The 9,237-nt window shown below is 73.5% G+C and carries 7 protein-coding genes, 1 tRNA gene and 1 pseudogene; 2 read left to right on the forward strand and 7 right to left on the reverse strand.

Going from position 1 to position 9,237, the window contains the following annotated elements:
* Window positions 1–128: 128 nt before the first annotated feature.
* Window positions 129–1,049: a TatD family hydrolase gene (locus tag N869_RS03405; RefSeq protein WP_035057846.1), complete on the reverse strand. Its 921-nt coding sequence runs from the start codon at window positions 1,047–1,049 to the stop codon at window positions 129–131.
* 1 nt (window position 1,050) lies between these two features.
* Window positions 1,051–2,868, reverse strand: a complete 1,818-nt coding sequence (gene metG / locus N869_RS03410) for a methionine--tRNA ligase (RefSeq protein ID WP_035057849.1) — start codon at window positions 2,866–2,868, stop codon at window positions 1,051–1,053.
* 86 nt (window positions 2,869–2,954) lie between these two features.
* On the opposite strand from metG, the gene N869_RS03415 reads away from it, so the two are divergent.
* The gene (locus tag N869_RS03415) at window positions 2,955–3,539 is read left to right on the forward strand and encodes an isochorismatase family protein (RefSeq protein ID WP_035057852.1); all 585 of its coding nucleotides are present in this window, start codon (window positions 2,955–2,957) and stop codon (window positions 3,537–3,539) included.
* 26 nt (window positions 3,540–3,565) lie between these two features.
* On the opposite strand, the gene N869_RS03420 is transcribed toward N869_RS03415, so the two are convergent.
* A complete protein-coding gene (locus N869_RS03420; protein WP_232229593.1) occupies window positions 3,566–4,801 on the reverse strand; it encodes a PQQ-dependent sugar dehydrogenase in 1,236 nt (411 codons plus the stop codon).
* 38 nt (window positions 4,802–4,839) lie between these two features.
* Window positions 4,840–5,682 carry a 16S rRNA (cytidine(1402)-2'-O)-methyltransferase gene (gene rsmI / locus N869_RS03425; protein ID WP_035057855.1) on the reverse strand — a complete coding sequence of 281 codons (843 nt, stop codon included), beginning with the start codon at window positions 5,680–5,682 and terminating at the stop codon, window positions 4,840–4,842.
* A 56-nt stretch (window positions 5,683–5,738) separates the two neighbouring features.
* Here rsmI and N869_RS03430 point away from each other — a divergent pair, with 56 nt between their 5' ends.
* Complete coding sequence (locus N869_RS03430; RefSeq protein WP_052104926.1) at window positions 5,739–7,331, forward strand: dolichyl-phosphate-mannose--protein mannosyltransferase; 1,593 nt, start codon at window positions 5,739–5,741, stop codon at window positions 7,329–7,331.
* Here the strand turns inward: N869_RS03430 and N869_RS03435 are convergent.
* The 3 genes and pseudogenes from N869_RS03435 to N869_RS03445 form a co-directional block, all read right to left on the reverse strand.
* The gene (locus tag N869_RS03435) at window positions 7,279–8,538 is read right to left on the reverse strand and encodes a glycoside hydrolase family 20 zincin-like fold domain-containing protein (RefSeq protein WP_198025944.1); all 1,260 of its coding nucleotides are present in this window, start codon (window positions 8,536–8,538) and stop codon (window positions 7,279–7,281) included. The two genes, N869_RS03430 and N869_RS03435, sit on opposite strands and share 53 nt — an antisense overlap.
* Before the next feature lie 198 nt (window positions 8,539–8,736).
* A tRNA-Ala gene (locus N869_RS03440) sits at window positions 8,737–8,809 on the reverse strand.
* Window positions 8,810–8,883: 74 nt separating this feature from the next.
* Window positions 8,884–9,237, reverse strand: a pseudogene (locus N869_RS03445) (hypothetical protein); the annotation flags it as partial.

Raw genomic sequence — 9,237 nt, forward strand, 5'->3', positions numbered from 1 at the left:
GGGCACACCCACCCCGGCAATGTAACGGACAGGACACGAAGACGGGTAGGCCCGCACGTCCCGTCCACCCGAGGGTTCACCCGTCACCGGCCGACCACGGCCGACCACGGCCGACCACGGCCCGGCGGTCACCACGGCCCGTAGAGGTCCTCGGCTGTGGACGACAACGCCCGGCACAGCTCGGCCAGGTCGGTGCCGCGCTCGGCCGCCACCGCCCGGACCGTGTGCGGCAGCAGGTACGGGGCGTTGGGCCGGCCCCGCACGGGGTGGGGCGTCAGGTACGGCGCGTCGGTCTCGACCTGCAGCAACGCCGTCGGGACCTCGCGCAGCGCCGCCCGCAGCGCCTGTGCGTTGCCGAACGTCACCGGCCCCGCGAACGACATGTACCACCCCTGCTCGGCGCACACGCGAGCCATCGCGGCGTCACCGGAGAAGCAGTGGAACACCGTGCGCGCCGGTGCACCGTCGGCCAGCAGGACCTCCACGACCTCCTCATGGGCGTCCCGGTCGTGGATCTGCAGGACCAGGTCGAGCTCCTTGGCGATCGCGATGTGCGCCCGGAACGACTCCCGCTGCACCTCCCGCCCCCGCTCACCGGCGCGGAAGTGGTCCAGCCCGGTCTCGCCGATCACACGGATGCGGGCGTGGTCACGGGCGAGGTCGGCGACCTGCGTCAGCGCCTCGGCCAGCGGGACCTCGTGGTGACCCGCCCGGGCCGGCTCCAACCCGTCCGGCCCCACCTCCACGACCCCCGCGTGCCGGGGCGCCTCGTTCGGGTGCAGCGCCACGCCACCCACCAGCTCGGGGCGCTCCCCCACCACCTGCGCCGTCCAGCGGGCCGACGGCAGCTCGCACCCGATCTGCACCATCCGCGTCACGCCGACACGTGCAGCGCGCGCGATCTGCTCGGCGACGCCCGGCGCCCCGGAGCCCCCGTCGAACCCGGTCGCGCCAGGGGCCACGGTGTCCAGGTGGGTGTGGTCGTCGACCACCGGGGCCGGCAGCGCCTGCGGGTCCTCGGGCCAGGACCGGTCCTTGGAGCGCGCCACCTCAGTCCTCGCCGACCCCGGCCGGCTCGCCCCGCAGCCGCGCCAGCTCCTCCTCCACGACGGTGTCGTCCAGCTTGGTGAAGATGGGCGTCGGCTTCGCCACCGGGGCACCCACCGGCACCCGCGTGCTCACCCACGGCGGGGTGTGGGTGTACTCACCGGTGATGATCGGGTAGGGGCGGCCGTCGTCGAGGTCGGTGACCTCCACGATCTGCGGCATCGGCATGAACTCCTCGGTCCCACCCAGCGCCCGGTGCACCTGGGTGGACGAGTGCGGCAGGAACGGGGCCAGCAACGTGTTGCAGTCCCACACCGCCTGCGCGGTCACGTGCAGGATGGTGGCCAGACGCTCACGCTCGTGGTCCGCCTTCAGCTTGAACGGCGCCTGGTCGGTCACGTACTTGTTGACCTCCCCCACGATGCGCATCGCCTCACCGATCGCCTGGCGCTGCCGGTGGCGACCGATCGCGGTGCCGACGGAGTCGAAACCGGCCCGGACGGTCCCGAGCAGGTGCTCGTCCGCCGGGGTCAACGGCCCCGCCGCGGGGATCTGGCCGAAGCTCTTCGCGATCATGGACGCGGTGCGGTTCACCAGGTTGCCCCACCCGGCGACCAGCTCGGAGTTGGTGCGGGTGACGAACTCCCGCCAGGTGAAGTCCGAGTCGGAGTTCTCCGGCCCTGCGGCGCAGATGAAGTACCGCAGCGCGTCCACCTGGTACCGGGCCAGGACGTCACGCAGGTAGATGACCACGCCCCGCGAGGACGAGAACTGCTTGCCCTCCATCGTGAGGAACTCGCTGGACACGACCTCCGTCGGCAGGTTCAGCGTGCCGTACGTGCCCGGCTCGCCCCCGTGGTCCCCCCGGCCACCGGCAGCGAGGAGCTCCGCGGGCCAGATCTGGGAGTGGAAGGTGATGTTGTCCTTGCCCATGAAGTAGTAGGACAACGCCTCGGGGTCGTTCCACCAGTCACGCCAACGGTCCGGGTCACCGATGCGCCGCGCCCACTCGATCGACGCCGACAGGTAGCCGATCACCGCGTCGAACCACACGTACATCCGCTTGGTCGGGTTCTCCACCCACCCCGGCAGCGGCACCGGGATGCCCCAGTCGATGTCCCGGGTCATCGCGCGCGGACGGATGTCGGACAGGATGTTGCGGGAGAACCTGATCACGTTCGGGCGCCACGTGCCCGACCCCTCACGGCCGTCCAGCCACCGCGACAGCTCACCGGCCAGCGCGGGCAGGTCCAGGAAGAAGTGCTGGGTCTCCACGAACCGCGGGGTCTCGCCGTTGATCCGCGAGCGCGGGTCCTTCAGCTCGGTCGGGTCCAGCTGGTTGCCGCAGCTGTCGCACTGGTCCCCGCGCGCCTCGGTGAACCCGCACAGGGGGCAGGTGCCCTCGATGTACCGGTCGGGCAGGGTGCGGCCGGTCGAGGGGGAGATCGCGCCCTTGGTGGTCTGCTCGACCATGTACCCGTTGGCGTGGACGGTACGGAACATCTCCTGGACCACGGCGTGGTGGTTGGCCGTGGTGGTGCGGGTGAACAGGTCGTACGACAGGCCCAGGCGCACCAGGTCCTCGACGATGACGCGGTTGTACCGGTCGGCGAGCTCCTGGGCGGTGACGCCCTCCTTGTCGGCCTGCACCAGGATCGGGGTGCCGTGCTCGTCGGTGCCCGAGACCATGAGGACGTCGTGGCCCGCCATGCGCATGTACCGGCTGAACACGTCGGAGGGAACGCCGAAGCCGGCGACATGACCGATGTGGCGGGGTCCGTTGGCGTAGGGCCACGCGACCGCCGAGAGGATGCGGGACATGCGGGCGATCCTAGTGACCTCGACCACCCCGGGCGGGCACCGGTCACCCACTGGCGGGCGCGGGACGGGCACCTAGTGTGGAGGGCATGGACACCTCACAGCGACGAGCACTGCTCGTGGTCGACGTGCAGCCCACGTTCTGCGAGGGCGGCGCCCTGGGCGTGACCGGCGGCGACGCGGTCGCCACGAGGGTCGCCGATCACGTGCGCACCCACCGTGACCGGTACGTCCTGGTCGCCACGACCCAGGACTGGCACGTGGACCCCGGGTCGCACTTCAGCGACGAGCCGGACTACGTGGACAGCTGGCCCCCGCACGGGGTGGCCGGCACCGCCGAGGCCGAGCTGCACCCCGCGCTCGGGGAGGTGCAGGCCGACGTCACCATCAAGAAGGGCCGGTACGACGCCGGGTACTCGGGGTTCGGTGGCACGGACGAGGACGGCCGGGACCTGGCGGCCGCGTTGCGGGACGCGCAGGTCACCCACGTGGACGTGGTGGGGATCGCCGAGTCCCACTGCGTGCGGGCCACCGCCCTGGACGCGCTCGAGCACGGGTGGCAGGTGCGGGTCCTGACCGACCTGACCGTGCCGGTCTCGCCGGAGCTGGGGCAGGCCGCCCGGGCGGAGATGCGCAGCGCCGGCGTCGAGCTGGTGACCTCGGACCAGGCCTGACCCCGACCCGACCGGAACGGGCGGCGTCAGTCCTGCGGCGGTGGTGGGGGCTGCAGCCGCACCAGCCGGTCGTCACCCTCAGCAGGGCTGCCACGCCCGTCGGTGTTGCCGGTGAGCACCCACAGCGCCCCGTCGGGCCCGGCGACCACGTCCCGCAGCCGCCCCAGCTCACCCACCAGGTGGTCCTGGTCGGTGGCCGTGCCGTCCTGCTCCACCCGGACCGCCCACAGGCGCTGCCCACGCAGCGAGGCGACGTGGACCACCCCGTCCAGGACCGCGATGCCGCTCGGTGAGGCGTCCGCCGGCGCCCACACCAGGACCGGGTCGACGAAGCCCGCGTCCTCGCCGCCCATGCCCTCCACGTCCGGCCACCCGTAGTTGCCGCCGGGCTCGATGACGTTCAGCTCGTCGTAGGCGGCCTGCCCGAACTCCGAGGCCACCATGCGCCCGTCCGGCAACCACGCCAGGCCCTGGACGTTGCGGTGCCCGGTGCTCCACACCGGGCTGCCGTCCTCGGGGTTGCCGGGCGCCGGCTCGCCGTCGGCGGTCACGCGCAGGATCGCACCGGCGGGCTCCTCCTGCTGCGCCAGGCCGGGCTGCGCGGCGTCACCGGTGCCGACGTACAGGTGGCCGTCGGGGCCGAACGCGATCCGGCCCCCGTTGTGGGTGGCGGCCGCGGCGATGCCGTCCACGACGACCTCCAGCCCACCGAGCGTCAGGTCGGCGCCCAGACGGGTACGGACGACCTCGTTGCCCGCGGGAGTGGTCCGGTACAGGTACACCCACCGGTCGTCGGCCACGTCGGGCGACACCGTCACCCCCAGCAGACCACCCTCACCCGTGGGGTCGGTCCCCTCACGCAGCTCGTCGGCGCCCGGGCCCTGGAGGACCTGCAGCCCCTCGGCCGTCAGCAGCAGGACCTCGGCGGTGTCACGCTGGGTGAGGAGCACCGCACCGCCCGGCAGGAACGCCATCCCCCACGGGACGGACAGTCCCGTCACCACGTCCTCGGGGTCGGACCCGGCCGGAGCCAGACGCGGGCCCGACGGGAAGTCCTCCCCGGCCGGGTCGGGGTCCGCCGGCCGGTCGGTCGGCTGCACCTCGTCCGTGGGCTCCACGACCGTCGGGGTGGCCTCGGGCTCCGGCCCGCAGGCGACCACCAGCACCGGGGCCAGCAGAGCCACGGTGCTGATCGTCGCCAGCCGTGCGAGCCGGCCTGCGGACGGGTGGGCGGGCAGGTGCGGGGGCAGGTGTGGGGGCACGGAAACTCCTTCGACGGCGTTCCCGACCCAGTCTCGGTTCAGCGGCCGCGCGCCGCCAGGGCAGCGGCGTACAGGTCACGCTTGCCCACCCCGGTCGCCCCGGCGACCTCGGCGACGACGTCCTTGAGGCGTTCCCCGACGTCCACCCGCGCCAGCACCTCACCCACCACGTCCTGCACCTGCACCTGCGCCGGACCGGGGCGCCCGGCGACCACCACGCAGATCTCACCGCGGGGCTCACCGTCCCCCGCCCACCGGACCAGGTCCTGCAACGGACCCCGGACGACCTCCTCGTAGGTCTTGGTCAGCTCACGGCACACCGCTGCGGGCCGGTCGGGACCCAGGACCCGCGCCATCGTCGCCAGCGTGCGGGCCACGCGGTGCGGCGCCTCGAAGAACACCATCGTGCGGGCCTCCCCCACCAGCCCGCCCAACGCAGCCTCCCGCTCACCCTCACGCCGGGGAAGGAACCCCTCGAAGCAGAAGCGGTCGGTCGCCAGGCCCGAGACCGCCAGCGCCGCCAGCACCGCGCTCGGGCCCGGCGCCGTGGTCACCGGCACCCCCGCGTCCACCGCCGCACGCACCAGGGCGAAGCCCGGGTCCGAGACCGTCGGCATACCCGCATCGCTGACCACCAGCACCGTCCCACCCCCGCGGGCCACCTCCAGCAGGTCACCCACGCGGTCCTGCTCGTTGTGCTCGTGGTGGCTCACGACCCGTCCCGAGGGCTGCACCCCCAACCGGGTCAGCAGACCCCGCAACCTGCGGGTGTCCTCGGCGGCGACCACGTCCGCGTCCTGCAGGAGGCGGCGCAACCGTGGCGAGGCGTCCTCCACGTCACCGATCGGGGTGGCTGCCAGGACGATCCGACCGGTGCTCATGCGCTGCAGGCTACGCGGCACCCACCCCGGCCACGCCCCTCCCCTACGATGACCGCGTGACAGCCACCGGGGGCACAGGCACGACGACCACGACCGACCCACCCGAGGCAGCGCCGGGACCACCCGGGCCCTCACGGTGGGCCCAGGTCCGGGACCTGGCCGAACGCGCCGACGGGTGGCTGCTCGCCCTGGCGGTCACCACGCTGGCCGCCGTCCTGCGCCTGGTGCACCTGGGACGGCCCCAGACCCTCGTGTTCGACGAGACCTACTACGTCAAGGACGCCTGGACCCTGCTGAACCTCGGGTACGAGGCCCAGTGGCCCGAGGACCCGGACCCGGCGTTCCACGCCGGTCAGGTGGACACCTACCTGGACGACCCCGCCTACGTCGTCCACCCGCCGGCCGGCAAGTGGGTCATCGCGCTCGGGCTGCGACTCGCCGGCGCCGACGAGCCCGCCGGGTGGCGCCTGGGCACCGCGCTCGCAGGCATCGTCACGGTGCTGCTGGTCGCACGGATCGGGCGGCGGCTCATGTCCTCCACCCTGCTGGGAGGGCTCGCGGCGCTCCTGATCGCGGTGGACGGTGCCGCACTCGTCCACTCCCGCGTCGCGATCCTCGACGGGGTCCTCACCCTGTTCGTCCTCGCCGGGTTCGGCGCCCTGCTCCTGGACCGGGACCACGCCCGCCGCCGGCTCGCCCCCGGCACCGCGCCCCCGCGCGCCCCCGCCCTGTGGGGGCCGTGGTCGTGGTGGCGACCCTGGCGTCTGGCGGGCGGGCTCCTGCTCGGACTGGCAGTGGGCACCAAGTGGTCGGGCCTGTGGTTCCTGGCGGTCTTCGGCCTCCTGACCGTCGGCTGGGACGCCTCCACCCGGTACCGGGCGGGGATCAGACGGTGGTGGCAGGCCGCGCTCCTGCGCGACGGCCCGCTCGCGTTCGTCACCGTCGTGGGCGCCGCGCTGATCGGTTACCTCGCCTCGTGGACCGGGTGGCTGCGCACCGAGGGCGGCTTCGGGCGTAGGTGGGCCGAGCTCAACCCCGGGGAGGGGCTCACCTGGTTGCCCGAGGGCCTGCGGTCGCTGTGGAAGTACCACCAGGACATGTGGGGCTTCCACACCGGCCTGACCACCGAGCACCCCTACGCCGCGCACCCCGCCGGGTGGTTGCTCCAGCTGCGCCCGACCGCGTTCTTCTTCGAGCAGCCCGAACCCGCCCAGGCCATGTGCGGGGCCGACGCGTGCGCGCGGGCGATCACCTCCCTGGGCAACCCCCTGCTGTGGTGGCTCGGCTCCGTCGCGGTGCTCGCGTGCGTGTGGTGGGTGGTCCGTCACCGGGACGGTGTCGCCCTCGCCGCGCTCAGCGGGATCGCCGCCGGATGGTTGCCGTGGTTCCTGTACGCCCACCGCACGATCTTCGCGTTCTACGTCGTGGTGATCACCCCGTGGCTGGTCATGTGCCTGGCGTGGGGGGTGGGACGACTTCTCGCATGGGGGGCGCGTGAGCCCGGTCGCGCGGCCCTCGTCCGGCGGGTCGTGGTCACCGGTGTGGTGCTCGTGCTGCTGGTCTCCGCGTTCTTCTGGACGTCCTGGACCGGGGCGGTCACCTCGTACCGGTGGTGGCGCCTGCACCAGTGGTTGCCTGGCTGGGTGTGAGGCCCTGCGCGGTGAGCCGGCTGCAGAACGCGTCCCAGGAGCGGCGTGCCGGGGCCGCCCACCCGACCTCGGCGACCACGGTCAACGCCTCGAGGTGATCCCGCACCCCACCGCGGCCCAGGCCCGTGAGGACCAGCTCGGCACCCGCGGTGGTGTGCACCGTCAGCTCGGGCAGCTCGGTGGACGGCTCTCGCAGGTAGGTCGCCCGCAGGTCCGGCTCCTGGTCCGACCACGAGGACAGGCCGAGCACGCCCTCGGTCAACGGCGCGGACGTGGTGCCGTCGAGCAGGACCACCGACCCCGCCGGCAGACGTTCCCCGGGTGGGCACGCCCGGCACACGACCCGTCTGCCGGCCGCACCCAGCACTCCCAGGGCGTCCCGACGGACCGCCGCCGACGCCGCGGACCACCCGGCCGACAGGTCCACCCAGGGGCCGGGCGAGACGCTCGTGACCTGATCCACCTGGTCCGGGCCGCACAGGGCCAGGTTCAACCCGGGCACCACCGTCACGCCCCGGGCGGCGGCATGGGTGAGGACCGCACCGATGGTCGCGGCGCCGGCGCGGCCCCCCTCCTCGTCCCACCCGCGGTCGACCGGAAGGCGCAGCACGTTCAGCTTCAGCGACGACATCACCGCCAGGACGCCCGCGACCCCGTCCACGGTGAGCTCGTGACCCCTCGGGTCCAACGCCACACCCCGCCACAGGTACCGGGGATGGTCCGTCACACGCACCGCCGGGACCAGGACGTGCGTCTCACAGGGCGGGGCGCCGTCCGGCACGACCGGATCCGGTCCGTCGTCGGCACCACCCGGCACCCGCGTGCGGGGCGTCGGGACCCGCACCGGGCGTGCCAACTGGTTCAAGGTCGCCACCCCACGGAGCAGGCCACAACCGCGCACCGCGGTCACCACGGCCCGCCCACCAGTGACCTCCAGCGAGTACGCCTCGGCGCTGCGCTCGGCGTCCAGCGCGACAGGCAGCCCCGCGTCCAACGGGTCCGACACCAGCTGGAGGACCACCGCACCCGGCTCACCGTCGTCCTCCTGCACGACAGCGACGGGGAAGCCCCCCAGGTCACCGACACGGGTGGCCACCAGGACGGCCACCCCGACAGCGACCGGGTCCGGGTCGCTGACGACCCTCATGCCCGACAGCAGGAACGTGGCCTTGCCAGGGCTGCGCGAGACGTGCACAGGAGCGGGCACGACCGGAACCGAACCCGCCATGGACGACCGTCCCGTCGGCACCGAACCCCCTCCCGGACGGAGCACCGGCAGCCGTCCTCCAGGAAGCGTATCCACGAGCGCCACGATGCCGCGACAGCCACGCCACCCCCGGCACCTACGGCACTGGAGACGACGAAGCGGGGCACCGTCACACGGTGCCCCGCTTCATCACACGGGTGGAGCTGAGGGGATTCGAACCCCTGACCTTCTCATTGCGAACGAGACGCGCTACCAACTGCGCCACAGCCCCTCGAGCGGGATACAGGTTAGCACCCCGGGGGGGCCTCGACGCACCACCGGCGCCCGTGACCACGAGGCACCGCGTCACTCACCCACCACACGCCGACGGGCCAGGATGGCATCCAGGTCGTAACCGCCGGTCTCCGGCGGGGCAGCCCGCTCCACCGTCGGCACCGCACCGGCCTCGGTGGCCTCTGCCACGCCGCGCTCCTCGACGACCAGGGGGGCCGGCTCGCGGCGCGGAGCGGCCGGCTTCAGGGTGTACGCCGGCCGGGGCACCGGCACGGGCACCCACGGGGCCGCGTCCACCGGGTCCGCCGTCACGACGGCCGCGCCCACACCGTCCTCGGCACCCGGCACCGGACGAGGCGTCGGGTCGTCCTCGAGCATCGACACGAGGTCGACCGGTGCGGACGCAGGAGCCTCGCGGGTCGTCGG

The organism is Cellulomonas bogoriensis 69B4 = DSM 16987 (assembly GCF_000767165.1).
Taxonomy (GTDB): domain Bacteria; phylum Actinomycetota; class Actinomycetes; order Actinomycetales; family Cellulomonadaceae; genus Actinotalea; species Actinotalea bogoriensis.